Annotated in this window: 24 protein-coding genes; 10 read left to right on the top strand and 14 right to left on the bottom strand. The window is 67.8% G+C overall.

All coding sequences use genetic code 11. From position 1 onward, the window contains the following. Positions 1-183 precede the first annotated feature (183 nt). Positions 184-1,182 carry an ABC transporter substrate-binding protein gene (locus ACIHAO_RS01495; protein ID WP_396554234.1) on the bottom strand — a complete coding sequence of 333 codons (999 nt, stop codon included), beginning with the start codon at positions 1,180-1,182 and terminating at the stop codon, positions 184-186. A gap of 114 nt (positions 1,183-1,296) precedes the next feature. Between ACIHAO_RS01495 and ACIHAO_RS01490 the strand changes: the two genes are divergently transcribed. Then, entirely contained in the window at positions 1,297-2,280 is a 984-nt protein-coding gene (locus ACIHAO_RS01490; protein ID WP_396554233.1) for a FecCD family ABC transporter permease, read from the top strand. Then, positions 2,277-3,281, top strand: a complete 1,005-nt coding sequence (locus ACIHAO_RS01485) for a FecCD family ABC transporter permease (RefSeq protein ID WP_396554232.1) — start codon at positions 2,277-2,279, stop codon at positions 3,279-3,281. The genes ACIHAO_RS01490 and ACIHAO_RS01485 overlap by 4 nt, the downstream gene beginning before the upstream one ends. Here ACIHAO_RS01485 and ACIHAO_RS01480 read toward each other — a convergent pair. The 3 genes from ACIHAO_RS01480 to ACIHAO_RS01470 are packed head-to-tail and all read right to left on the bottom strand — an operon-like array spanning position 3,278 to position 6,737. Further along, positions 3,278-4,120: a transglutaminase family protein gene (locus ACIHAO_RS01480; protein WP_125779889.1), complete on the bottom strand. Its 843-nt coding sequence runs from the start codon at positions 4,118-4,120 to the stop codon at positions 3,278-3,280. The genes ACIHAO_RS01485 and ACIHAO_RS01480 overlap by 4 nt on opposite strands. After that, entirely contained in the window at positions 4,117-5,064 is a 948-nt protein-coding gene (locus ACIHAO_RS01475) for an alpha-E domain-containing protein (RefSeq protein WP_396554231.1), read from the bottom strand. The genes ACIHAO_RS01480 and ACIHAO_RS01475 overlap by 4 nt, the downstream gene beginning before the upstream one ends. Positions 5,065-5,075: 11 nt before the next feature. Then, positions 5,076-6,737: a circularly permuted type 2 ATP-grasp protein gene (locus ACIHAO_RS01470; RefSeq protein ID WP_396554230.1), complete on the bottom strand. Its 1,662-nt coding sequence runs from the start codon at positions 6,735-6,737 to the stop codon at positions 5,076-5,078. Between the two features lie 148 nt (positions 6,738-6,885). Here ACIHAO_RS01470 and ACIHAO_RS01465 point away from each other — a divergent pair, with 148 nt between their 5' ends. The 3 genes from ACIHAO_RS01465 to ACIHAO_RS01455 all read left to right on the top strand — a co-directional run bounded on the left by ACIHAO_RS01465 (position 6,886) and on the right by ACIHAO_RS01455 (position 9,336). Next, on the top strand, positions 6,886-7,707 hold the full coding sequence (locus ACIHAO_RS01465; protein WP_396554229.1) for a transporter substrate-binding domain-containing protein: 822 nt from the start codon (positions 6,886-6,888) through the stop codon (positions 7,705-7,707). A gap of 70 nt (positions 7,708-7,777) precedes the next feature. Beyond that, on the top strand, positions 7,778-8,584 hold the full coding sequence (locus tag ACIHAO_RS01460) for an amino acid ABC transporter permease (RefSeq protein WP_125779879.1): 807 nt from the start codon (positions 7,778-7,780) through the stop codon (positions 8,582-8,584). Further along, complete coding sequence (locus ACIHAO_RS01455) at positions 8,581-9,336, top strand: amino acid ABC transporter ATP-binding protein (protein ID WP_396554228.1); 756 nt, start codon at positions 8,581-8,583, stop codon at positions 9,334-9,336. Before ACIHAO_RS01460 ends, ACIHAO_RS01455 begins: the two co-directional genes overlap by 4 nt. Here ACIHAO_RS01455 and ACIHAO_RS01450 read toward each other — a convergent pair. From ACIHAO_RS01450 to ACIHAO_RS01430, 5 genes are all read right to left on the bottom strand, one after another. Beyond that, positions 9,333-10,076, bottom strand: coding sequence for an ESX secretion-associated protein EspG (locus ACIHAO_RS01450; protein ID WP_396554227.1), 744 nt, complete (start codon positions 10,074-10,076; stop codon positions 9,333-9,335). The two genes, ACIHAO_RS01455 and ACIHAO_RS01450, sit on opposite strands and share 4 nt — an antisense overlap. Position 10,077: 1 nt before the next feature. Next, positions 10,078-11,286 carry a hypothetical protein gene (locus ACIHAO_RS01445; protein WP_396554226.1) on the bottom strand — a complete coding sequence of 403 codons (1,209 nt, stop codon included), beginning with the start codon at positions 11,284-11,286 and terminating at the stop codon, positions 10,078-10,080. Then, entirely contained in the window at positions 11,283-11,885 is a 603-nt protein-coding gene (locus tag ACIHAO_RS01440; protein ID WP_396554225.1) for a DUF3558 domain-containing protein, read from the bottom strand. Before ACIHAO_RS01440 ends, ACIHAO_RS01445 begins: the two co-directional genes overlap by 4 nt. Next, positions 11,886-12,380: a hypothetical protein gene (locus ACIHAO_RS01435; RefSeq protein ID WP_396554224.1), complete on the bottom strand. Its 495-nt coding sequence runs from the start codon at positions 12,378-12,380 to the stop codon at positions 11,886-11,888. A 421-nt stretch (positions 12,381-12,801) separates the two neighbouring features. Further along, on the bottom strand, positions 12,802-13,410 hold the full coding sequence (locus ACIHAO_RS01430; protein WP_396554223.1) for a DUF3558 domain-containing protein: 609 nt from the start codon (positions 13,408-13,410) through the stop codon (positions 12,802-12,804). Positions 13,411-13,697: 287 nt separating this feature from the next. On the opposite strand from ACIHAO_RS01430, the gene ACIHAO_RS01425 reads away from it, so the two are divergent. Continuing rightward, complete coding sequence (locus ACIHAO_RS01425; RefSeq protein WP_396554222.1) at positions 13,698-16,043, top strand: oxidoreductase; 2,346 nt, start codon at positions 13,698-13,700, stop codon at positions 16,041-16,043. A 35-nt stretch (positions 16,044-16,078) separates the two neighbouring features. Then, positions 16,079-16,576, top strand: coding sequence for an SRPBCC family protein (locus tag ACIHAO_RS01420; protein ID WP_396554221.1), 498 nt, complete (start codon positions 16,079-16,081; stop codon positions 16,574-16,576). Here the strand turns inward: ACIHAO_RS01420 and ACIHAO_RS01415 are convergent. Further along, on the bottom strand, positions 16,543-17,112 hold the full coding sequence (locus ACIHAO_RS01415) for a hypothetical protein (protein WP_125790824.1): 570 nt from the start codon (positions 17,110-17,112) through the stop codon (positions 16,543-16,545). The genes ACIHAO_RS01420 and ACIHAO_RS01415 overlap by 34 nt on opposite strands. A 179-nt stretch (positions 17,113-17,291) precedes the next feature. Here ACIHAO_RS01415 and ACIHAO_RS01410 point away from each other — a divergent pair, with 179 nt between their 5' ends. Genes ACIHAO_RS01410 through ACIHAO_RS01400 form a run of 3 tightly spaced genes read left to right on the top strand, consistent with a single transcriptional unit; the run spans position 17,292 to position 21,309 of the window. Next, entirely contained in the window at positions 17,292-19,100 is a 1,809-nt protein-coding gene (locus ACIHAO_RS01410; protein ID WP_396554772.1) for an NHL domain-containing thioredoxin family protein, read from the top strand. A gap of 40 nt (positions 19,101-19,140) precedes the next feature. Beyond that, positions 19,141-19,434: a co-chaperone GroES gene (locus tag ACIHAO_RS01405; protein ID WP_007032412.1), complete on the top strand. Its 294-nt coding sequence runs from the start codon at positions 19,141-19,143 to the stop codon at positions 19,432-19,434. Positions 19,435-19,464: 30 nt separating this feature from the next. Then, a complete protein-coding gene (locus ACIHAO_RS01400) occupies positions 19,465-21,309 on the top strand; it encodes a VanW family protein (RefSeq protein WP_396554220.1) in 1,845 nt (614 codons plus the stop codon). Between the two features lie 160 nt (positions 21,310-21,469). Here the strand turns inward: ACIHAO_RS01400 and ACIHAO_RS01395 are convergent, their stop codons facing one another. The 4 genes from ACIHAO_RS01395 to ACIHAO_RS01380 form a co-directional block, all read right to left on the bottom strand. Then, a complete protein-coding gene (locus ACIHAO_RS01395; protein WP_396554219.1) occupies positions 21,470-22,186 on the bottom strand; it encodes a leucine-rich repeat domain-containing protein in 717 nt (238 codons plus the stop codon). 32 nt (positions 22,187-22,218) lie between these two features. Further along, positions 22,219-22,518 (bottom strand): GlsB/YeaQ/YmgE family stress response membrane protein, encoded by a 300-nt coding sequence (locus tag ACIHAO_RS01390; protein WP_396554218.1) that lies wholly within the window; start codon positions 22,516-22,518, stop codon positions 22,219-22,221. Positions 22,519-22,589: 71 nt separating this feature from the next. After that, entirely contained in the window at positions 22,590-22,865 is a 276-nt protein-coding gene (locus ACIHAO_RS01385) for a GlsB/YeaQ/YmgE family stress response membrane protein (protein ID WP_125790828.1), read from the bottom strand. Positions 22,866-22,988: 123 nt separating this feature from the next. Next, the gene (locus ACIHAO_RS01380) at positions 22,989-24,833 is read right to left on the bottom strand and encodes an acyl-CoA dehydrogenase (RefSeq protein ID WP_396554217.1); all 1,845 of its coding nucleotides are present in this window, start codon (positions 24,831-24,833) and stop codon (positions 22,989-22,991) included. Positions 24,834-24,849: the final 16 nt, after the last annotated feature.

The raw sequence follows: 24,849 nt of genomic DNA, 5'->3' as shown, positions 1-24,849 counted from the left end.
GGGGGGGGCCCCGGGGGGGGCGCCCCCCCCGGCCCCCCCCGCGGGGGGGGTGCGGGGTTGGCCGGGTGGGTGGTGGGTGGTTTGTTTTTTTTGTCGTTAGAACGACACTTACCACTCACGACCAACCCGACCCACGCCTCACCGCCTCACTGCCTCACCGCCTCACCGCCTCACCGCCCTGGCCTAGGCGAACTTGTTCAGCGCGGCGGCGAGCTCCGTCAGCTGCGGCGTGAAGCGCTGGTACGAGAACGGTGTCTCGTTGTTCCAAGGGATCAGCTTCCCCGCCTTGACCGCGGGCAGCTGAGCCCAGGTCGGCACGCCGCCGAGCCCGTCCGGGCCGAGGGAGAGCGAACCGCCGCGGTTGTCGTACATGATCACGTCGGCGGTGTATTTGCCGATGTTCTCCCAGCTGATCTGCTGGTAGTAACCGCCCTGGCTCGCGTCCGGCGCCTCGGGGAGGACGAAGTTCATCCCCTTGTTCTGGTAGTGCCTCGACGTCGCGAACGACGGCGGGTTCGCGATGTAGACGGTGTCCTTCTGCGCGGAGATCAGGAGGACCTTCAGCCCGGACGCCTTCTTGATCGCGTCGCCCAGCGCGGCGTCGGCCTTCTCGTACTCGGCCTTCGCGGCCTGGATCGCCGGAGTGTCCGTGTCGGCCCCGAGTGCCTTCGCCAGCGCGATGAACTTCGCGATCCCCTCCGGCATCGCGAGCCCCTGCAGCCGGACGCCGACGCTCGGCGCGGCCTTGTCGATCTTCTCCGTCTGCGTGTCCGGGATGTACCACATCTGGTCCTTCAGGTACATCACGCTGACCAGCAGCTGCGGGTTCAGCGAGACGAACTTGTCGAAGTTGAACTCGTTGTAGACGTTCCCGAGCGAGGTCACCGCGTTCAGGTCGACGCCGCCCGCCTGCGGATCCGGTTTGCCGTCGGCGAATTTCGACGGGCCGAAGATCCCGGCCGATTTCACGCCGAGGTCCCACAGTGCGGCCGCGGCGGTCACCTGCGCGACGATCCGGGTGGGCCGCTCGCCTTCGAGTTTCCGGCCGCGATCGTCGGTGAACGACCAGGTCGCGCCGGCTCCCGGGGCGGGCGCCTCTTCCTGATAGCCGCAGGCGGTCAGGAGGCCGGTGGCGCCGAGCGCCGCGGTGCCGGCGAGGAAGCCGCGTCGAGAGAGGTGCATGGAGATCTTCTTTCACCGAGGGACCGAAGTTCGGCGTTAGGCTAGCCTTCCCTTATCGTGAACGCCATGGTCCAGGTCACGGAGCGCGTCAGAGCACCGAGGACCAGTGTTTCCGTGCGAACGCTGGTCCTGACGGGGTCGCTCGTAGCGCTCGCCGCGGTCGTCTTGCTGTCGATCGGCTTCGGCTCGAACCGCCTTTCCCTCGGCGAAGTGCTGCACGCGCTCTTCGCCTACGACGGCAGCTACAACGACGTCGTCGTCCGCGACGATCGCCTGCCCCGCACGGTGCTCGGCGTCCTGGTCGGGATGGCGCTCGGGCTGGCGGGCTCGCTCATGCAGGCGATCACCCGCAACCCGGTGGCGGAACCCGGTCTGCTCGGCATCAACCACGGCGCCGCCGTCGCGATCGTGCTCGGCTCGGCGGTGTTCTCGGTGACTTCGCCCGGCGAGTACGTCTGGTTCGCCTTCGCCGGAGCGCTCGCGGGAACCGCGCTGGTCTCGGTGATCGGCGGCACGCGGGGCGCCACGAGCCCGCTGCGGCTGGTGCTGGCGGGGGTCGCAGTGCAGGCGGTGTTCGTCGGGATCAACCAGGGCATGCAGATGATCAACACGCACAACCTGGAGGCGATGCGGTTCTGGCTGGTCGGCTCGCTGGTCAACCGGAACGCGGACCAGTTGTCCGTGCTGCTGCCGTTCTTCGTCGCGGGCGTGGTGATCGCGATCGTGCTGGCCCGCGCGCTGAACGCGCTGGCGCTCGGCGAGGACACCGCCCGCGGTCTCGGCGCGAATCCGGCGCTCGTGCGCGTCGCCGGGATGGTCGCCGTCGGGCTGCTGTCGGCGGCGGCGACCGCGGCCTGCGGGCCGATCGCCTTCGTCGGGTTGATGATCCCGCACGTCGTCCGGTCGCTGATCGGCCAGGACGAGCGCTGGGTGATGCTGCTTTCGGCGCTTCTCGGGCCGGTGCTGCTGCTCGGCTGCGACGTCCTCGGCCGCCTGCTCGGCGCGCCGGGTGAGATCCAGGTCGGCGTGATGACCGACGTGGTCGGCGGGATCGCGTTCGTGATCGTGGCCAGGCGGCTCAAGGCGGTGCGCCGATGACCGCCCCCGTCCGCCGTGAGTCCGGTTTGGACAGACGATCACTGGTCGTCATCGCCGCGCTGGCCTTGGTGGTCCTGGCGCTCGTCGTGCTCTCGGTCGGCACGGGCGACTACGAGATGAGCCCCGGCGAGGTGCTCGCGACCCTGGCGGGCCAAGGGACGAAGGCGCAGTACCTGGTCGTCATGGGACGGCTTCCGCGGGTGCTGGTCGCGATCCTCGTCGGCGCCGCGCTCGCGCTGGCCGGGGCGATCTTCCAGACGATCACCCGTAATCCGCTGGGCAGCCCGGACATCATCGGGTTCACCACGGGTTCCGCGACCGGCGGCATCGTGACGTTCCTGGTCTTCGGCGGCAGCCCCGCGGTCGTCTCGTTCGGCGCTCTGGCCGGCGGGTTGCTGACCGCGCTGGTCGTCATGGCGCTGTGCGCGCCGCACGGCCTGCTGAGTTCACGGCTGGTGCTGCTCGGGATCGCGGTCAGCGCGGTGCTGGTCGGCGTGAACTCGTACCTGCTGGTGAAGGCGAACCTCGAAGCCGCCGCGCAGGCCGTCGGCTGGCTGGTCGGGGACCTGTCCGGCCGTGACTGGAGCTATTTCGTGCCGCTGGCGGTCGCGATGGCGGTGTTCGCCCCGGTCGTCTTCGCGAACGGCCGCGCGCTGCGCATGCTGGAGATGGGCGACGACACCGCCACCGGCATCGGTGTCGACGTCCACCGCGTGCGGCTGACGCTGGTGCTGGTCGCCGTCGCGCTGGTCGCCGCCGCCACCGCGGCGACCGGGCCGCTCCCGTTCATCGCGCTCGCGGCGCCCCAGCTGGCGCGCCGGATGACGCGGCTGCCGGGGCCCAATCTGGTGGCGTCGGTGTTCGTCGGCGCGACGCTGGTCGTCGCGGCGGACTTCCTCGGCCAGCGCCTCTTGGCGTCTTCGCTGCTGCCCGCGGGCGTCGTCGCGGCGGCCCTCGGCGGCGCCTACCTGCTCTGGCTGCTGCTGCGGCGCAGAGCCTAGGTCAGCCGGGTCAGCTGCACCGAGACGTCCAAAGTGGACTGACCGCCACCGGTGAAGATGCCCTTGAGCGGTGGCACGTCGGCGTAGTCGCGGCCGTACGCGACCCAGACGTGGCGCGGGCCGACCGGGATCGCGTTCGTCGGGTCGTAGGCCCACCAGCCGCCGGTCCACACGTCGACCCAGGCGTGGCTCTCGCCCTCGACCGTCTCGCCGAGTTTCGCCTCCGGTTTCGTGTGCAGGTACCCGGAGACGTACCGCGCCGGGACACCGATCGCGCGCAGCATCACCAGCGTCACATGCGCGAAGTCCTGGCAAACCCCTTCGCGCGCACGCCAAGCGTCGGTCGCCGTGCTGTGCACGCCGGTCGTCCCGGGCTGGTACTTGAGCTGCTGGTTGACCCATTCGCAGACGGCGAGCACGGCTTCCGCCGGGTCGAGCCCCTTCCGCAGTTCGCGCGCGACCTTCGTCAGTTCCGGATCGCGCGGCGTGTACGGCGTCGGCGTCAGGTACTCGGTGCGGTGGTCGACCACCGTGTCACCGCGCAGGTCCTTCCACGACGCCGAGCGGATCGGCTCGCCCTCGTCGGCGGTCTCGACCACCGACGTCGCGAGCACGGTGAACTCGGTGTGCGGCGCGTGAAGGTCGAACGAGGTCACGACGGTGCCCCAGTAGTCCGTGTACCGGTAGGCGCGGGTCGCGGGCGTCGTCTCGACCCGGTTCACGACCGTGGTCTGCCGCCGATCGGACCGCGGGGTCAGCCGCGCCTCGTTGTACGACTGCGTGGCAGGCGTCGCGTACCGGTATCCCGTGCGGTGAGCCACCCGAAGCTGCCAGGTCACAGCGAAACCTCCGCACCGCTCCAGGCCACCCAAGGCGACGAATGGAAGTACTGCACCGAAACCGCGTCGCCGATGTCCTTGATCGACGTCTGGAGCGCGCCGAGCCGTTTCGGCAGGTCCTCCAGCAGATCGGACTGCCGCAGGAACTCCAGCTCACTGCGGGCGCGGCCGAGCTGCCGCAGCGCCTCGGACTTCTCGTTGGCCCGCGAGTTGACGCCGGGATCCAGCCGTTCCAGGCATTCCTCGGCCTGGCGCAGCGCGTGGAACACCGAACGCGGGAACAGCGTGTCGCGCATCAGGAACTGCACGACCCGGGCCGCGTCGAGCGCGCCGCGATAGGTCCGCAGGTAGGTGTCCTGCGCGCCTGCCGAACGGAGCACGGTGATCCAGCCGGGTGACGACGCGCTGTCCTGTACCCGCGAAAGCAGCAGCCGCACCACCATGTCCGCACGTTCGATCGAACGGCCGAGCACCATGAACAGCCAGCCGTCGTCGCGGCTCATCGTCGAATCCGCGAGCCCGGCGAACATCGCCGCGCGTTCCTCCACAAAGGACAGAAAGGCGTGCGGTCCGGCGCGACGCGCGTACCGTTGCCTGTCCGGCACCGCGTTCCAGGTCGCGTTCAGGCATTCCCACAGCTCGGTCGAGACGACCTCGCGGGCGCCGCGCGTGTTCTCGCGGGCGGAGTTGATCGAACCGACGATCGACGCCGGATTGTCCTTGGCGTAGGCGACCAGTTCGGTCAGCTTCCACACGTCGAGCGAATCCATCCCCTCCGGCGAGATGCCGAGGACGGCGAGCAGCTGGCGGCTCGCGTGGTCCGAGTCGACGCTCGCGTCTTCGAGCAGCTGGTGCACGGAGACGTTGAGGATGCGGGAGGTGTCGTCGGCGCGTTCGACGTAGCGGCCGATCCAGTACAGCGATTCCGCGTTACGGGCTAGCACGTCAACCTCCCTTAGGCCTGTTGCTGCTGTTGCTGCTGGGTCGTGGTCAGTTCGGGGCCCTGTTCGGCGACCAGTCCGTCCACTTGGGACAGTTCGCCGAGCGCCGGGCGTTCCAGCTCCCGCTCCGCCGTCGAAGACCGCGGCGCCAGCACCCAGGTGTCCTTGGAACCGCCGCCCTGCGACGAGTTGACCACCAGACTTCCCTCCGGGAGCGCGACCCTGGTCAGCCCGCCCGGCAGCACGAAGATCTCCTTGCCGTCGTTGACCGCGAACGGCCGGAGGTCGACGTGCCGCGGCGCCAGCTTTTCGTCCACTTTGGACGGTACGGTGGACAGCTGGACCACCGGCTGCGCGATCCAGCCGCGTTTGTGCGCCCGGACCTTCCGCTTCAGCGCGGCCAGCTCGGCCTGCGACGCCTCCGGGCCGAACACGATGCCGTATCCGCCGGAGCCTTCGACCGGTTTGATCACCAGCTCGTCCATATGCCGCATGACGTGGTCGAACTCCTCCGGCAGCCAGCACCGGAAGGTGTCCACGTTGGGCAGCAGCGGCTTCTCGTTGAGGTAGTACTTCACCATCTCGGGCACGTAGGTGTAGACGAGCTTGTCGTCACCGACGCCGTTGCCGACCGCGTTCGAGATCACCACGTTGCCCGCGCGCGCCGCGTTGAGGATCCCGGCGACCCCCAGCACGGAATCGGGCCGGTAGTGCACCGGGTCGAGGAACTCGTCGTCGATCCGCCGGTAGATGACGTCGACCTGCCGTTCGCCCTCGGTGGTGCGCAGGTAGACGACGTTGTCACGGCAGAACATGTCGCGGCCTTCGACCAGCTCGACCCCCATCAGCCGGGCCAGCAGCGAATGCTCGAAGTACGCGGAGTTGTGCACCCCCGGCGTGAGCACGACGACCATCGGATCGGCGACGTTCGCCGCGGCCGCCGCCCGCAGCGCGCGCAGCAGATGCGAGGCGTAGTCGCCGACCGGGCGGACCCGGTGCTGGGCGAACAGATCCGGGAACACGCGCGCCATCGTGCGGCGGTTCTCCATCACATACGAAACACCCGAGGGATTGCGGAGATTGTCCTCCAGCACCCGGAAGGTGCCCTCCTCGTCACGCACCAGGTCCACGCCGGACACGTGGATGCGGACGCCGTTGGGCGGGTTGATCCCGAACGCCTCGCGCTGGAAATGCTCACACGAGGTGATCAGCCGGCGCGGGAGCACCCCGTCGCGCAGGATCTGCCGATCGCCGTACACGTCGGCGAGGAAGGCCTCCAGCGCGCGGACCCGTTGCGCCACACCGCGTTCGAGTCTGGTCCATTCGGTCGAAGTGATCACGCGCGGCACCAGGTCGAGCGGGAACGGGCGCTCCTGGCCGGACAGCGAGAACGTGATGCCCTGATCCACCATCGCCCGGTCGATCGCCGCCGACCGCGACGAAAGATCCGCAGACGTCAGCGAGGAGATCGACTCGTACAGCGCCCGATACGGCTGGCGGACCATGCCGTCGGCGGTGAACATCTCGTCGTACGCGCCCGCGTGCGGCCGGGACGGCGAGAGATAGCCGTCGAACTGTGCCCCGGGCCTCGCCGCGCGCCGCGCCGACGTCGTCGTCCGCGGGCGGCGGCCCGCGGGTGGGAGACGCGGCGCCGGGTTGTTGTTCATGGTCGCCATACTCGCTCACCCTGCCATGTCGGCGCGATACCTCATGTAACACCCGTGACGGCCGAAACGGCGCTGTAACGTCTCGGTGCTGTGATTGCCGCCGGATGAGTGGCAATATGCGTGCTCTCGACACATGGGAACTACAAGGAGTGACGACGTGGCCCGATTGAAAGCGCTCGCCCTGATCCCGGCGCTCGCCCTAGCCGCGGGTGCGCTGACCGCGTGTGGCGAAGAAGGTGGGCAGAGCACCGCGGCCGGTGGCGTCCAGCTCGTCGCTTCCGGCAAGCTCACCACCTGCACCCACCTGCCCTACCAGCCGTTCCAGGTCAAGCAGGGCGACAAGATCGTCGGCTTCGACGTCGACCTGGTCGACCTCGTGGCGAAGAAGCTCGGCGTCGAGCAGAGCATCGTCGACATCGCCTTCGAGAACATCGAGTCCGGCGAGGCGATGAACACCGGTCAGTGCGACCTCGCCGCCGCCGGTATGACGATCAACGACAAGCGCAAGGCGAAGTTCGCCTTCTCCGACCCGTACTTCGAGGCGTCGCAGGCACTGCTGGTCAAGACCGGTTCGCCGATCAAGGACCTGAGCAACGTCGCCGGCAAGAAGATCGGCGTCCAGTCGGCCACCACCGGAGCCGACTACGCCAAGGAGAAGGCCGCCGGCGCCGAGATCGTCACCTTCGACGACCTCGCGCTGCTGGAGCAGGCGGTCAAGAGTGGCCAGATCGACGCGGGCGTCAACGACAACGGTGTGCTCTACGACTTCGTGAAGACGAACCCGGACACCACCGTCGTCACCGAGTTCAAGACCAACGAGTTCTACGGAATCGGCATGAAGACGGGCAACACCGCCCTCCTCAACCAGGTCAACGAGGTCCTCAAGGCCTCGGCCGCCGACGGCTCGTACGCGCAGATCTACCAGAAGTGGTTCGGCAAGGCGCCGACCTGGCAGCCGGGCAGCCCGGCCGCCGGTTGATAATCCGTCCTCTGTGGCCGGTGCCCAGCGCACCGGCCACAGGCTTGTCACCACCTGTTTGAGGAGAGAAATGGCTCTGAGCCGCCGCCAGCGACGATCGGCGTTCCGGTGGGCGCAGTACGGTCTGCTGCTGGTGATCGTCGTGGTGTTCGCGCTGCTGGCCGACTGGGGACGGCTGGGCAAGGCGTTCTTCGACCTCGAAGTCGCCGCGAAGCAGTTCCCGGACGTCATCACCGTCGCACTGAAGAACACCATCATCTTCACCGCGCTGGGTTTCGCGCTCGGCCTCGGCCTCGGTCTCCTGCTCGCGCTGATGAGACTGTCCTCGGTCGCCCCGTACCGCTGGTTCGCGCGCGGATACATCGAATTCTTCCGCGGCCTGCCCGCGCTGCTGATCTTCCTGGCGGTCGGTGTCGGGGTGCCGATCGCCTTCCCGAACGTGTTCCTGCCGCGGAACATCTCGATCATGCTGGCGCTGGGCATCGTGTCCTCGGCCTACATGGCGGAGACCATCCGCGCCGGTATCCAGGCGGTGCCGCGCGGACAGGTCGAGGCCGCGCGGTCACTCGGCATGTCGCCGGCGCGCACGATGATCACCGTCGTGATCCCGCAGGCGTTCCGGATCATCCTGCCGCCGCTGGCCAACGAGCTGATCATGCTGACGAAGGACTCTTCGCTGGCGTTCCTGCTCGGCACCACGCCGGCGCAGCAGGAACTCGCGCAGTTCAGCCGTCAGGCACTGCTGGAGGCCAAGGGCCTGACACCGATCGTCGTCGCCGGTCTGTGTTATCTGGTCATCACCATTCCGCTGTCGATCCTGCAGCAGCGGCTAGAGAAGAAATACGGAGCCGGAGTGCCCGGCGGAGGAACGGTATGAGCGCCCAGACGATCGTCGAGGTTTCAGGACTGCACAAGGCGTTCGGCGAACTCGAAGTGCTCAAGGGCATCGACCTGCACGTCGAGCGCGGCCAGGTCGTCTGCATCATCGGTCCGTCGGGTTCGGGCAAGTCGACGTTGCTGCGCTGCGTCAACCTCCTCGAGGAACCGCAGCAGGGCAAGATCGTGGTCAACGGCAGCGAGATCACCGACCCGGACGTCGACATCGACGGCGCCCGCACGAAGATCGGCATGGTCTTCCAGTCGTTCAACCTCTTCTCGCACCTGAGCGTGCTCGACAACCTCACCGTCGCGCAGCGCAAGGTGCTGAAGCGCGGCAAGGACGAGGCGGAGCGCGTCGCGCGGGAGAACCTCGCGAAGGTCGGGTTGGCGGAGAAGGAAACTTCGCTGCCGACACAGCTTTCCGGCGGGCAGCAGCAGCGCGTCGCGATCGCCAGGGCGCTGTCGATGGACCCCGACGTCATGCTGTTCGACGAACCGACGTCGGCGCTGGACCCCGAACTGGTCGGCGACGTCCTCGCGGTCATGCGGCAACTCGCGAAGGAAGGCATGACGATGCTCGTCGTCACGCACGAGATGCAGTTCGCCCGCGAGGTCGCCGACACCGTGCTGTTCATGGACGGCGGTGTCGTCGTCGAGCAGGGTTCGCCTGCCCAGGTGATCGGCGACCCGCAGGAGGAACGCACGAAGACGTTCCTCTCGCGGGTGTTGAACCCGAACCACCAGGGCTAACGTCCCCGGAGCTGCGACTCCAGTTGGACCACCTTGGAGACGATTTCGTGCGGCCCGGCGCCCATGAGGCTCACCCAGCCCTTGGCGTCCGGGCCGAACACGACGCGGCCCTTTTCGGTGTCCATCCAGCCCGGTGGCCTTTCGACGCGCTTCCGGTTGCCCCCGCCGTCACGGATGGCGACGTAAAGCCTGCCGAAGAAGGTGTGCGGCGACCGGATCCACTGGATGATCTTCTTGGCGTCGCGGATGCTCGGGCCGCTGCCGGTCAGCGTTTCGCCCTTCATCAGGACCTGCAGATCGGCTTCCGCGCAGTTCAACGACGGTGTGCGCGCGGCGGGAGCCTCCGGGAGCAGACCGGTGAAATCCTGCGCGAGCGTGTCCGGCCTGGTCGGCTTCAGGTACACGACCTTGTCCACCAAGACGACCGTGGCCGCTTCCCGGCCACTGCCCGCGGCGCGAACGGTCCGCTCACGCCCCTCGGACTTCACCCACGAGTAGTACTCCACCGCTGGCCGCTGCAGGAAACGCAGCGCTTCGAGGAATTCGTCGTCGATCCGGCCACGCCTGAGCAGGCCCTGTCTGTCCAATTCGGACTGTGCGGTCGCGGCGAGCTCGCGACGTTCCTCGGGCAGGTACCATTGCGCGCCACGGACGAGCGTCGGGTGGATGTCGCCCAAATTGTGTTGATCCAGCAGGGTTTCGTAAGTCTGGAGCGTCAGCTCGACGGGTTTCCGCAGCACGTTACGCGCCGATCACCGGCGGAACCGGCTTGTCCCCGTCGTAGCCGCCGAAGAGGGAGTCGCCGTCCTCTTCCTGCAGCATGATCTTGCGCTGGTGCTCCTCGTCCTCGCCGCCCTTGCCCTTGCCGGCGCCCGCACCCATGCCTCCACCGCCCATGCCCGGCGCTCCGGGACGTCCCGTGGCGGGGCCTCCTGCCGGTGCTCCGGCCGGTCCGCGCATCGCGCCTTCGCCGGGCATCCCGGCGCCGACACCACGACCGGGCCCCATGCTCCCCGGCCCGCCCGTCGACCCACCAGGCCCGAAGCCGCCACCAGGCCCGAATCCGCCGCTGAACCCACCCGACCCCGGGCCGAATCCGCTGCCGCCACCGGGTCCACCGGTGCCTGGCCCGAAGTTCGGCGGCGGGAAGTTGCCTGGACGCCCCTGGACCTTGTCGTCCGCCTTGGAGGACAAGTCGGTCCGATCGTTCGGCTGCGGCGACGGCCGCGGACCCGGCATCTGCGGCATCCTCGGCGGCTGCGGAACCTGCGGCGGCCTCGGCGCCTGATAACCCTCGGCCCCCGGAGGCGCGCTGTACGAACTCGGCCCGCCGGTGTACCCACCGGGTCCACCATGCCGCCCCGAGTCACCGGGCCCACCGCTGAACCCGCTTACCTTGGTCTGACCGGGATCGACCGGATCCGGCGTGATCGGCCCGGCCGAGACGTTCGGATCATGCGCGGCCGGATACGCCGGCGCGAGCGACTGCTGCCGAGGCTGCGTGCCCTGGTAATACGGCTCGTAAATCTCGACGTTGTGCTTGGTGTCCGCGTCGAACTTCGCCGCCGCGATCTCGTCGTCACTCGCCCCGATGGACAGAACGTCCTCCGGCCCGCTGTCCCCCGCGCGCTCCTTCTCGACCGGACGGACATTGCCGCGCGTGTAATGGAAAGAGGCATTCTGGTCGTACATCGACTGCCGGGCGCGATCCATGTTCTCGCCCGCGATCTTGGAAGTCGCGATGAGCGGAGCAAGACCCGCTACGCCGCTGTCTGCGGCTTTGCCCTTCCAGAAGGAACTCAGCGCGGTTTGGCTGTTGGTCATCGCGGTGGCCATTTCCTCATGGATCACCATGAGGCGGTGGGACGCCACCTGGGCCGCGTCGAGTCGTGTGGTCGTTTTGGGGTTGGCGTTCAGCTTGGTGAAGATCTCCCAGCCGCTGTAGGTCATTGGGCCGCCTTCAAGCGCTGGATCGCCAACTCTGCCAGCTTCACGCTGGAACCGCAGGGATCGCTGTAGCCAGGGCTGTCATCGAACAGCGCGGTGACCACGGTGTACATCATGTCGTCGCGCACGCCGACCGCCAGGTTGCAATTCCCGGCGCCTTCACCACCGTTCGCGTAAACGACGGCCGGATATCCGGCGATATCGGGCAAGGGCTTGAAGGTCGTGACGCCGTTGCCTTGTTGCTTAAGCGCGTAGAGGTGACTCAAGCCATCGGGTTGGCTGACGTTCAGGCCGCCGTTGATCGACCCGGCGAGGTCGGCGAGGACCCACGAGCAGGTCGGGCCGCCGGCGATTTGCTCCACCTTCGAGCTCTTCAGCTTTCCGGCGATGCCCTCGATTTCCGCGTCTGTGGCTGCACTGCAGGGTTCGTTTGTGAGCTTTTCCGTCTTCAACGGGGTCGCCACTTTCGGAGCCCCTGCCCGAGGGAGGGCTGTGGCATCGGGTGTGGGTGTCGAGGGCTCGGCCTTACCGCCGGTTTCCCCGTTGCAACCGGCCGCGAGTACGGTGGCCACAGCGAGAACAGAGACGAGACGAGCACGCATTCAGAGAGCCTTTCCAACAGAACGGAGAGCGTCGATCGCTGCTTGGTCTTGCTTTTCGTACGCTGTCTTGATTTCCACCAGCGTGTCAGCGTAGGCCCTGGTGAACTTACGTGCGCCGTCCAGGAAAGTTTGATAAGAGGCGCCTGATTCGTTCGCGGTCGCGACGTAGCCGTGGCTGGCGACCTCATCGCCCATCGCGTCGATCCCGGTCAGGTACGCGGCTTCCCTCATTGCGCTGCTGAAGTTGTTCTCGATGCAGTCCTCAAGGGATTTGATCACCTTGGCCATTGCTTCGGGATCGAACTCCCATCCACCGTTCGCCGACGCGGCGGCGAAGTCGGCCTTCGCCTGCCCCTTGCCCAGCTCGTCGTAGTTCGGCGGGGGCTGAGCCGCGGTGGAACCCGGGATCAGTCCCGAGCCCTGCTGCGGCGCCTGCGGTGGTGTCGTGTTCAGCTGGTTGTAGACGCCCTGAGGGCCGCGTCCCGGTCCTGTCATCGACGTGCCTCCCCGCACGGGCCGCGATGGGGCGCGACCTACCCGTAGTTTCCTACTGACTCCAACCCGTGACGATAGCAGCAGCTAAACCATTGATCAGCCACTTCGAGGAAGATCACCATCGAAAGATGGGACGGCCGGTGCCTTTTGCCTTGAAAGACGGTTTTGCCTGATCGGGCGGACCCGGCGAGGATCGCCGAAGCGGACGTGGAAGTCCTGACCCGAAACATCGGGCCGTGATAGTCCGCGACAGGTTCATGCTCTGGCCCGCGATCTTGCAGGTGCCTTGTGAGGTGGCGAGAGCGCGTTCCGCTCTGATCAGCTTGCCCTTCCAGAGGGTGCTAAGCCGCTGGCTCTTTGTCACCCATGATCTTGCCGGTCATTCCTGGATCGGTGTTGAGGAGGTTCCCAGCGCTGTAGATCATTGGACGGCTTTCAAACGGTGGATCGTGAATTCTGCGATTTTCACGCTCAAACCGCACGGGTCGCTCAGGTAGGGGCTGCCACGCCGCAGTTGCGTTAGCAGGATGTATGTCATGTCGTCGCGGAGGCCTACCGCGAGCTGGCAAGCGCCTTGACCTTCACCGCCATTCGCGTACTCCACTGCCGGGTAGCCGGCGATGTCCGGCAGTGGCTTGAACGTCGTGACGCCACTACCTTGCGCTTTCAATGCATAGAGGTGGCTGAGGCCGTCTGGCTGGCTGACGTTCAGTGCGCCACTGACGTTCCCCGCGGAACTGGCGAAGATCCAGGCGCAGCCTCGTCCACCTGCGATGTCTTCGGCCGACGCGCTCTTGAGTGCTCCTCCTACGCCTTCGACCTCTGACTTGGTAGCAGCGCCACAAGGATCCGTTGTCAAAAGGTCGGTCTTCAACGGGGTCCGCACGGCGGGGGCGCCTGCTCGCGGTAGTCCCGCAGACGGTGATGCCGGCGCCGGAGTGGGGTCTTCTGAGGTCATGTCACCGTTGCAACTCGTTGCAAGCAGCAAGGCCGTGCAGGTGATCGTCACAGCGATAACGAGCCGTCGCATTCAGAGGGCCTTCCTGCTTCGTCCGTCCGGTGCCGCGAAGGGCGCGACCTACCCGTAGTCCATCACCGACTCCGCTGAGTGACCGTAGCAGCGAACCCCAGCACCGACGCCGAATCCGGCCAAGATCACCAACGCCCGGAGAAAGACCCTGGTCCGGAACCTGCGGTGGCCGTTCTGCCGTCGTGGTTCTGTGGCAGGTTCCGGTCTACTGTCCTGGGCCACTTGCGAATCCCGTGCGTGATCGGCTTCGCTGGTGGCCGGGGAACGATGGGGAGGGAAGCGAGACGATGCCGGGTTTTCGGCGCAACAACGGGCCGCGCGATCCGGGGGAGGGTGACCAGAACGGTGACACGTCCCTGCCGCCGCTCGACCCGTTCGATCCGAACCCCGACAAGCGGTACGAGGTCCCGGCGTCCGAGCTGATGAAGCCGGGGTCGACGGGGCTGCTCCGGTGGCGTCGTCAGGCGACCAACGCGCCGATCGTGCAGGTCGAGGACGCGTACATCACCGGGACGCTCGATCTGCGCGCGGCCGACATCAAGTATCTGTTCCGGTTCGAGCGGTGCCGGTTCGAGCATCCGCCGGACGTCCGTGAGGCGCATCTGCTGGGGCTCGTGTTCCGCAAGTGCTGGCTGCCCGGGCTCAAGGCGCGCAATCTCCGTACTCGCAACGACGTCCGCCTGATCCGCAGTGTCGTGCACGTCGACGCCGAGCACGAGATCGAGGAGACCACGGTCCAGCGCGGTGACGATCGCGAGCGCGGGATGCCGAACGCGGCGGTCAACCTCACCGACGCGGTCATCGAGGGCTCGGTCGTGCTGACCCGCACGGTGATCACGCATCCGCGCGGCAAGGCGATCCAGGCCGACCGGGTCAACATCGTGGGTGCGCTGCTGGCGTATCGGCTGGTGGCCAACGGAGAAGTCCGGATCCCGGGGATGCGGGCCGGCGGTAACGTCAACTTCTCCGGCGCGACGCTGAACAACCGGGACGGCTTCGCGCTCAACGGGAACGGGATCCACATCGGCGGCAGCCTGCTGTGCGAGGTGGACAACTACGGGCCCGCCGCGCAGCGGAAACGCTTCTCCGCCAGTGGGATCATGTTCCTGCCGAGCGCCACTGTGGACAGTGACATCATTTTCCGCGAGGCCAAGCTGTCGGTGAACCAGTCCGGGCCGATCGTCGTCGACGCGTGGAAGTCGAACGATCCGTACATCGATCCGCGGCCGGCGCTGGTCGCGGATCGTTCCACGGTCAACGGAAACCTCGAGCTGAGCGACGGTATGCAGGTGACCGGGACCCTGCGGATGGTCAACGCCCGGATCGGCGGTTCGCTGCGGCTGGCGGGTGCGGAGGTCCAGGTCGTCCGCGGGCAGAGCATTCCGTACTACGACCGCGCGATCCACCTCGACGGGACCACCATCGGCGGCGACCTGGAGGCGACGAGCCTGCGCGTGCCGTCCGGGCAGTTGCGCATGGCCGACATCACCGTCGGCGGCAACGTGCTGGCGTGGAACTCGATGTTCCTGCACCCGCGCCGTGACGTCTTTTCCGCGCGGCGCGCCAAGATCGCGGGCAACTTCCAGCTCACCGACGCGACCGTCCAGGGCACCTTGCGGTTGCAGGGCGCCGAGGTGGGCGGCAGCGTGAACCTGTTCGGTACGAGCCTGACCGAGCCAGGCGCGCGCACGCGCACCAGCTATTCGCTGGACGTCCGCACCGCGCGGATCGGCCGGGATCTGATCCTCACCGAGAACAAGGAGCGTCCGTTCGTCGCGCAGGGCGGGGTCAACCTCGACGGCGCGCAGGTCGCGCGGCGCGTCGACTTCCGCGGCGCGCGGCTCGGTTCCCTTCCGCAGCACGGGATCGCGCTCGACGGCAGTGACGTTTCGGCCGACGAGTTCCTGCTCACTCCCGGCACGCCGCCGGACGGCCGGATCGTGTTGCGGCGCGCGCATTGCGGGACGCTGGGCGACAACGAGGCGTTCTGGGCGTCGGCGACGGGGATCGAGCTGGAGGATTTCCGGTACGACGCACTGCAAGAGGACATCGCGCTCGACGACGACCGGGCGATCGACCATCGGATCGTGTTGCTGCGCAAGGCGATGGACGGTTACCGCCCGGGACCGTACGACCAGCTGGCGGCGACGCTGCGCGCGTCCGGTAATGAAGAGCACGCGTCCACGGTGCTGCTGAAGAAGCAGCAGTTCCGGTACGAAGCGCTCGCGAAGGGCTTCAAGTTCTTCGGGCCCGGCGTGCATGTGTGGAGCTGGTTGCAGCGGTCGATGGTCGGTTACGGCTTCCGTCCGGTGCGCGCGCTCGGCTGGTTGCTGACGCTGCTCGTGCTGGGCAGTCTGTGGTTCGGGCTCGGCGTCGACGACTGCATCACGAATCCGAAGCTCACGGTGAGCGGGCCGCGCTGCCTGGTCAACCAGGACGACACCGGGCTGCAGTGGAATCCGGTGCTGTACACGATCGACCTTCTGGTGCCGATCGTCGACTTCGGCAACAAGTCGCGCTGGTACATGCACGGGATGGACAACTGGGTCGCGGCCGGGTTCACCGCCTCGGGCTGGGTGCTGGCGACGACGGTGGCGGCCGGGATAAGCCGCATGCTCCGCCGCGACAACTGAGGGTATTTCACATACTCTCAGTATGGAGGTATGTCATGACGGAGCCCAGCGCCACCGGCAAGATCGCGATCGCCGCCCCGCCCGAGAAGGTGTACGCCCTGGTCAGCGACCCTGGCGCGCTCGCGGGCATGGCCGAAGAGTACGAAGGGCACCGCTGGGTCGGTGCGGCGAAGGAGCCCGCCGTCGGCGCCAAGTTCCGTGGCCGCAATCGCCACGGGATCCGTCGTTGGAGCACCCTTTCGACGATCACCGACGCCGACGAGGGCAAGCGGTTCGCGTTCGAGGTGACCACCGTCGCCGGACTGCCCGTGGCGCGCTGGCAGTACGACATCGAGTCCACGGGCGACGGTTGCGTGGCCGTCGAAAGCACCTGGGACCGGCGCCCGGGCTGGCTACGCGGCCCGACGTCGCTGTTCACCGGGGTCTGGAAGCGGGACGACGCCAACCGGGCGAACATCGCCGCGACGCTGGCCCGGCTGAAGGCCGCCGCCGAGTCCGCTCACTCCACGAACCGCGACCAGAACTCGATCTGACGCGGCCCGCCCGCCGGTGGCGGGCCCAAGGGCTGGTCGCAGAAGTCGTGCCGCAGGTATCCCCGCAGGTCGTAGCCGTAATAGACGATGTCGGTCTGGTACACCGACAGCACCGGATACCCCGTGCTCCCGGCGATCCCTGGCAGGTACCGATGCCCGCAGACGGGCACGAGCTGAGGTGCGCGCGCCAGCTGCGAGCGGGCCCGCGAAAGCGCGTCGTCGAGGTCGATCGGGCGCATGCCCCAGTCCGGCAACCAGAAGCCGTTGTGTTCGACGTCGTAAAGCACCCCGTCGACCGGCCAGTCCAGGCGTTTCCGCAGCTGGTCGGGGTTGCCGCAGCGCCAGTCCGGCCAGCGGTCGCCGATCGGCACCCCGGCGGACAGGAACGTGCGGTGATCGGCGGCGAACCGGAAGCCGAAACGGGCTTCGACGTCGTCGAGCTCGGCCTCGCTCAACCCGGGACGCACGGGTTCGGCCAAGCTCGCCTGGAGGTCGTGTGCCTCCTCGATGGTGAAGGCGTGCTCAACAGTGGACATGTGTTCGAGCCTAAATTGCGTACCGCGCGGGCGCCTTCTCTTTTAACACCACTCCCTCATCACCCACATGAGGCTCCTCCCCCGGGGTGAGCTCGCCCTCTCAACGCCTGGACCTCGGAACAGAGCGGCCATCGGTGTAGTTCACTCATGTCGTGACTTCCCCACGAACGCAGTCCCGTGTGCGGGCGCCCGAGCTCGCCGGTGACGTGTGGCTCAACACCGGCGGCGAGCGGATCACGCTCGCCGGGCTGCGCGGCCGTGTCGTCCTGCTGGACTTCTGGACCAGCGGCTGCGTCAACTGCCTGCATGTGCTGGACGAGCTGCGCCCGCTGGAGGCCGAGTTCGCCGACGTCCTGGTGACCATCGGTGTGCATTCGCCGAAGTTCCTGCACGAGGGCGAGGCGGCCGCGATCGAGGCCGCCGTGCGGCGCTACGAGGTGCACCATCCGGTGCTCAACGACCCGAAGATGACCACCTGGTCGCAGTACGCGGTCAAGGCGTGGCCGACGCTGGTCGTCGTCGACCCCGAGGGTTACGTCGTCCACGTCGCCGCCGGTGAGGGGCACGCCGAGGCGTTGCGCCGGGTGATCGCCGACCTCGTCGCGACCCACGAGGCCAAGGGCACGCTGCGCCGCGGCGGCAGCCCGTACGTGCCCGCCGAGGAGCAGCGCACCGAACTGCGCTTCCCGAGCAAGGCCGTCACCACCGCCGAAGGCCGCATCCTGGTCGCCGACACCGGTAACCACTCCATCGTCGAGTTCGCGTCCGACGGCGAGACGATCATCCGCCGCTTCGGCAGCGGTGAGCGCGGCGCGCAGGACGGGCCGTTCGACCTGGCGAGTTTCACCGAGCCGGCCGGAATCACCCTGTTGCCGTACGAGGTCGCCGAGCGCGCGGGTTACCACGCCGTCGTCGCCGACACGGCCGGTCACCGGCTGCGCGGTATCGACCTGATCACCGGCGAGGTCTCCACGGTCGCCGGCACCGGCCGCCAATGGCGCGACGGTGTCGACACCGGCAAGGCGCTCGACATCGATCTCACCAGCCCTTGGGACGTCGCCTGGTGGGGTCCCGCGGGTGGCGTCGTGGTCGCCATGGCGGGCAACCACACGCTGAGCGTGTTCGAGCCGGTCTCGGGCTCCATTCGCCGCTTCGCCGGTACGACCGTCGAAGGCCTGCGTGACGGCGACGTCCACGAGGCGTTCTTCGCGCAGACGTCCGGTCTCACGCCCCACGGGCAGAAGCTGTGGCTTGCGGACGCGGAGACGTCGGCGCTGCGCTGGATCGAGCCCGAGGGTGAGACGTTCACCGTGCACACCGCGGTCGGTGTCGACCTGTTCTCCTTCGGCCACGTCGACGGCCCCGCGGACAAGGCACTCCTGCAGCATCCGCTCGGCCTCGCCGTGCTGCCCGGCGACACCATCGCGATCGCCGACACCTACAACGGCGCCGTCCGCCGCTACGACCCGCTCACCCGCCAGGTGACCACGCTCGCGTCCGGTCTCGCGGAGCCGTCCGGTCTGCTGGTGCACGACGGCGAACTGCTGGTCGTCGAGTCGGCGGGTGGCCGGATCGGGCCGGTGCCGCTCGGTGAGCAGGCCGTGGCCGGGGACGCGCACGCGGTCCGCCGTCCGCCGACCGTGCTCGCGCCGGGCCAACTGGAGTTCTCCGTCGTCTTCACCCCGCCTCCCGGCGAGAAGCTCGACGACCGCTATGGGCCCTCGACACGGCTGGAGATCAGCGCGTCGCCGCCGGAATTGCTCGCCGACGGCGCGGGCGTGGGCACGGACCTGTTCCGCAAGCTTCGCTTCGCCGAAGGAGTCACCGCGGGCGTCCTGCAGGTCGTCGCGCAGGCCGCGAGCTGTGATGACGGCGGCGAACACCCGGCCTGCCGCATCACCCGGCAGGACTGGGGCGTGCCGGTGCGGTTCGAAACCGGGGGAGAAAGCGTGCTGAGCCTGGTCATGGCGGGCGATCCGGGTAAGTAGAGTCGTACTCGTGTCAGACGGGCCGAAACTCGAGATTCAGATGCTGCAGGACAGGGTGCTCGTGAAGCTGTCCCCCGAGGACGGAGAGCGCCGGAGTTCCGGCGGGATCGTCATCCCCGCCACCGCGCAGGTCGCGCGGCGGCTCGCCTGGGGTGATGTACTGGGCGTTGGCAACAGTGTGCGCAACGTGAAGACCGGCGATCGGGTGCTGTTCAACCCGGACGACCAGCACGAGGTCGAGATCCAGGGCGAGGGGCACCTGGTGATGCGGGAGCGGGACATCCACGCCGTGGCGACCGAACGGACCGAACACGGCACGGGGTTGTACCTGTAGCTCGAGCCGCGGGAGGGGTGGTGAGGGAAGGTGCGCGATGACCACGAGGAGCCGGGCACCGATCTGTTCACCGACGACCTCCTGCCCGCCGCGGACACCGACGAAGACCTGGTCGACGAGCTCTTCGAGGGCGACAGGGTGGTCCAGCCGCCACCGACACCCGCGTCGAAGTTCCGCCGGGGCCTCGGCAAGGCCCTCATGGTCACCGGGGTCCTCATGGGCCTGTTCGTGCTCGCGTACGCGGTCGATCTCATCGTCAGCGCCGGGGACGTCCCGCGCGGCGTCACGGTCGCCGGGATCGACGTCGGCGGCCTGACGCACAAAGAGGCCGAGTCGAAGCTTCGCCGTGAGCTGGAACCGAAGCTGATCGAGCCGGTCCGCGTCCGGGCGGGAGACGTTCGCACGGTGCTGTACCCGACATCGTCCGGCCTCGGCCTGGATTGGCCGCAGACGCTGGGCCGCGCCGGTCACCAGCCGCTGAGCCCGTACACGCGGGTGATGTCGTTCTTCACCAGCCGTGAGGTCGGCGTCGTCACGTGGACCGACGCGCCGAAGCTCGAAAAGACCGTCTCGGACCTCGCCGCCGCGCAGCTGAACCGCCAGCCGATCGAAGGGAACATCACCTTCCGCCCGGTCGAGGGCACTGACGGCGGGGTCGTCCCGGCGGCGGTCGAACCGCGGGCCGGTCAGTCGCTCGCCGACGTCAAAGCGGCGGTCGCCGCGGTCATCGGCGGTTGGCTGAGCGACGGCGGCGTGGAGTTCAAGGTGAACGTCTCGCCGGTCAAGGCGACTTCGCCGGGGGTGCACGCGGCGCTCGCCAAGATCGTCGTCCCGGCGGTCGCGAAGCCGCTCGTCATCCGCGGTGAGGGCAAGGACGCGACGCTGAAACCGGACACGATCGCGGGGTCCTTCCAGTTCGCCGCGCGCGACGACGGCAACCTCGAAGTCCGCATCGATCAGGGGAAACTGCGGGCCGCGGCGCAGCCGCAGCTCAAGGAGACCGAGACCGACGGGGCGGACGCGCAGATCGTCTTCGTCGGCGACAGGCCTGCCGTCCAGCCGTCGAAGGACGCGCGGAAGGTCAACTGGGGCCTCACGTTCTCCGCGCTGACCTCGACGCTCGCCAAGAGCCAGGAAAGGGAACTGAAAGCGGTCTACGACGCCAGCAGCCCGGCCGTCAGCACCGACGCGGCGAACGTCCTCGGGATCAACGAGGTCATCGGCGAGTTCACCACGTCGGGCCTGAGCGGGCCCGCGATGACGAACGTGCAGGCGCTGGCCGCCAGGGTCTCCGGCGCCATCGTGAAGCCGAACGAGACGTTCAGCCTCGGCGCGCGATCCGGGCCGAGGACGGCGGAGGCGGGCTACGTCCCCGCCCCGGTGAACGAGGACGGCACCGGCCCGGTCGTGGTCGGCGGCGGCGTTTCGCAGCTCGCGACGACGCTCTACAACGCCGCGTACCTGGCAGGCATGGCCGACGGCGGACATCTGGAGCACGACCACTACCTCGACCGCTATCCGGTCGCGCGTGACGTGAAGGCGATCGACAGCAACGGCTCACCGGTCGAGATGCAGATCGTCAACGACGCGCCGACCGGGATCGCGATCCAGGTGCTTCCCGCCAACGGCTCGGTGACGGTGCGGATCTGGGGCACGAAACGGTTTTCGGTACAGAGCGTCGGCGGCGAACGGCACTCCTTCGTCCCGCAGCCCGTGCAGGCCGGCTCGGGTCCCGGCTGCGTGCCGGATCCCGGCGCGCCGGGTTTCAGCACCTCGGACACGCGAGTGCTAGTCGACGTCGTCACCGGCACGGAGGTCCGCCGGGAGACCCGCAACGCGACCTACTCGCCGCGCGCCACCGTCATCTGCGCTTGAGCGGTAAGGCGACGTGGCAGGGTGCGGTAGCGAAGAGGGGCCTTCACTACGCCAGTGCCGTCGCTGAAACTGGGGGCGCGAATGCGTCGCGAAAGCCACTTTCGCGACGCCTAGCGTCCCGAAAGTGGCTTTCGCGACACCGTCGATAACCGTCCGCTCATCACCGCAGCACCATGCAGCCGCGGGCTTCGAAGTCCGCGAGCCACGAAGGTTCCCGGAGTTCCTTGTTCCACCGCAGATCCAGTTTGTCCAATTTCGACAACCGACCGATCGATGACGGCAGCGAGGTGAGCTGATTCTCGCGCAGGTCCAGCTGACGCAACTCGCTCAGCTCCCCGATGGAGGGCGGCAACGCCGTCAGCCGGTTGCGCCGCAGATGCAGCTCGCGTAACGCGGACAGCGTCCCGATCGACTCCGGCAGTTCGGTCAGCCCGTTGCCGTACAAGCGAAATTCGCGCAACGAAGCCAGCCCGGAAAGGTCGTCCGGAAGGGTGGAGATGCGATTGTCCGTACACCCCAGGTATTTCAGCCGGCCGAGCGAACACAGCGCGACGGGGAATTCGGTCAGCCGGTTGTCACTCACGTAGAGGTATTCCGTCAGCCCCGAAAGCTCGCCGAGTTCGTCCGGCAGGGTCGAAAGCTCGTTGTGCCCCAGATCGAGCGTGTGCAGATTCCGCAGGGCGCCGATCGACGGCGAGATGGTCCTCAGCCGGTTGGTCGCCAGATTCAGCACGCGTAGCCCGGAAAGGGACCACAGCTCGTCGGGAACCGACGTCAGCCGGTTGTCGTAGAGATCCAGGTAGTGGAGCGAGGCCGGGAGGGGCTGTCCGCGCAGGGAGGTCAGCCCCTGGCCACTGAGTTCGAGCCGAGTGGTCACAGGGGCCGACCGTAGGCGATGGGCCAGTGGGCTCAGGTCACGGCCCGGTGCCCGCCACCGCCCTTGACCTTCGCGTAGATCGCGGCCGCGGCGATGACACCGACGACGGCCGCGCCGACCTGGAAGGCGTGCCGGATCCAGTCGATGCCCGCGGTGTCGCGGACCCCGAACACCCCGGCCAGCCAGTTGCCGATGAACGCGGCGATGATGCCGACGACGATCGTCAGCCACATCGGGATCTTCTGATCGCCGGACGCCAGCATCCGGCCGATGACACCGAGGATCAGGCCGACCACGATCGTGGTGATGATGCCCCAAAGGCCACCCAACATGGTTCCTCCTTAGCTGGATATCGATGAGCCCACGGTGACACCGATTCGGGCTCGTCGCGCCTCAAGACCCCTTACCGGGTGACACTGCGGCGTCCGTAAAGGTTCGCGGCCAGGGTGACTCCCAGACCGGCGATGACGATCTGGGTGATGAGTTCGAGCCAGTCGAAGCCCTTCGTGTCCGCGTAGCCGAGTCCACGGGCGATCGCCGTACCGATGAAGGCGGCGACGATACCGACGATGATGGTCAGCCAGATCGGGATGGACTGCTTGCCGGGTGCGAAGAACCTGCCGAGCACCCCGAGGATCAAACCGACCACGATCGCCGTGATGATGCCGGTGACTGTCATTGAGACTCCTTTGCCGAGGTCTCCGCCCGGAGGCGGACTCAGCACGGTGATGCCCGCCCGAAACCCCCTCGAAACCAGAAAGGCCCTCTCCGCGAGGGAGAGGGCCTTTCGTCACGAAACCGTTTAGAACGCGGCTTCGGAGATCTCCATGAGGCTGTTGTCCGCGGCCTCGACGATCGCGCGGCGCGCGGTCAGCTCCGGCAGCACGCTCTTCGCGAAGAACGACGCCACGGCGAGCTTGCCCTCGTAGAACGGGGTGTCCTTCGCCGACGCGCCCGCGTCGAGCTTGGTGATGGCGACCTCGGCGTGCTTGATGAGCTGCCAGCCGATGAGCAGGTCGCCGACCGACATCAGCAGGCGGACCGTGTGCTGGCCGACCTTGTTGATGTTCTGCGGGTCTTCCTGCGACGAGGTCAGGTAGCCGATCAGCGAGCCGAGCATGCCCTGGGTGTCCTCGAGCGCCTGCTTGAGCAGACCGCGCTCGTTCTTGAGCCGCCCGTTGCCGATCTCCGACTCGATGGTCTTCGTGATCTCCCCGGCGACGTAGGCCAGCGAAGCACCCTTGTCGCGGACGATCTTGCGGAAGAAGAAGTCCAGCGACTGGATGGCCGTGGTGCCTTCGTACAGCGAGTCGATCTTCGCGTCACGGATGTACTGCTCGATCGGGTAGTCCTGCAGGAAGCCGGACCCGCCGAGGGTCTGCAGCGACTGCACGAGCTGCTCGGTCGCGCGCTCGGAGCCGACCCCCTTGACGATCGGGAGCAGCAGGTCGTTGACGCCGTGCGCGACCTTCAGCGACGCCTCGTCGCCCTCGCCGGTCCACACCTGGTCCTGGAAGGTCGCCGTGTAGAGGTACACCGCGCGCAGGCCCTCGGCGTACGCCTTCTGCAGCATCAGCGAACGACGGACGTCCGGGTGGTGGGTGATCGTGACGCGCGGCGCCGCCTTGTTCAGCATGTTCGGCAGGTCGGCGCCCTGGACACGCTCCTTGGCGTACTCGAGCGCGTTGAGGTAACCGGTCGACAGCGTCGCGATGGCCTTCGTGCCGACCATCATGCGGGCGTACTCGATGACCTGGAACATCTGCGCGATGCCGTCGTGCACCTCGCCGAGCAGCCAGCCCTTGGCGGGGGTGCCGTGCTGGCCGAAGGTCAGCTCGCAGGTGGTGGAGGCCTTGATGCCCATCTTGTGCTCGACGTTGGTGACGAAGGCGCCGTTGCGCTCGCCCAGCTCACCGGTCTCGCCGTCGAAGTGGAACTTCGGCACCAGGAAGAGCGAAAGGCCCTTGGTGCCGGGCCTGGTCTCGATGCCGGGGCCCTCGGGGCGGGCCAGCACCAGGTGCATGATGTTCTCGACCATGTCGTTCTCGGCCGAGGTGATGAACCGCTTCACACCGTCGATGTGCCAGGAGCCGTCCTCCTGCTTGACGGCCTTGGCGCGACCGGCGCCGACGTCGGAACCGGCGTCGGGCTCGGTGAGCACCATCGTGGCGCCCCAGCCGCGGTCGATCATGATCTGCGCCCAGCGCTTCTGCTCGGCGGTGCCGTTCTTGTCGACGATGCCGGCGAAGTTCGGGCCCGCCATGTACATGAACAGCGGCGCGTTGGCGCCGAGGATCAGCTCGGCCGCGGCCCACTGCACGGTCGGGGGCAGGCCGAAGCCGCCCAGCTCGTTCGGCAGGCCCAGCCGCCACCATTCGCCGTCCATCAGCGCCTGGTAGCTCTTCTTGAACGACTCGGGGATCTTCACCGAGAAGGTCTTCGGGTCGTACACCGGCGGGTTGCGGTCCGCGTCGGCGTACGAATCGGCGAGGGGACCGGAAGCCAGTTTGTTCAGCTCGGTCAGCACACCGCGGGCGGTCTCCTCGTCGGACTCCGCGAGGACGCCCTTTCCGAGGCGGTCCTGCACGCCGAGTACCTCGAAGAGGTTGAACTCCAGGTCTCGGACGTTGCTCTTGTAGTGGCCCATGTCGTCACTCCAATGT

The sequence above is a fragment of the Amycolatopsis sp. NPDC052450 genome (assembly GCF_044547565.1).
Lineage (GTDB): Bacteria > Actinomycetota > Actinomycetes > Mycobacteriales > Pseudonocardiaceae > Amycolatopsis.
This window is presented reverse-complemented; position numbering and strand designations above follow the sequence as displayed.